This window comes from Escherichia sp. AM3 (genome assembly GCF_032029835.1).
GTDB lineage: Bacteria > Pseudomonadota > Gammaproteobacteria > Enterobacterales > Enterobacteriaceae > Escherichia > Escherichia coli.
In genome coordinates, this window is sequence record NZ_JAVUPQ010000706.1 from 1 (window position 1) to 345 (window position 345).

Consider the following 345-nt stretch of genomic DNA (forward strand, 5'->3'; position numbering starts at 1 on the left):
GTTCAATGCTGATGCAGGGGCTGATTAGCGCCGAGCAGCTGGCACAGGCGCTGGCAGAGCAAAACGGCGTGGCGTGGGAATCCATCGATGCCTGGCAGATCCCTTCCTCGCTGATTGCCGAAATGCCGGCCTCCGTGGCGCTGCATTATGCGGTACTGCCGCTGCGTCTGGAAAATGACGAGTTAATTGTCGGCAGTGAAGATGGTATTGACCCGGTTTCGCTGGCGGCCCTGACGCGTAAAGTCGGACGCAAAGTGCGTTACGTCATTGTTCTGCGGGGACAAATTGTCACAGGGTTACGTCACTGGTATGCACGCCGACGCGGTCACGATCCGCGGGCAATGT

The 345-nt window shown here is 58.6% G+C and carries 1 pseudogene; it reads left to right on the plus strand.

The window, feature by feature from the left end:
* Nucleotides 1-345, plus strand: a pseudogene (gene nfrB / locus RTW80_RS27995) (glycosyl transferase family protein); the annotation flags it as partial.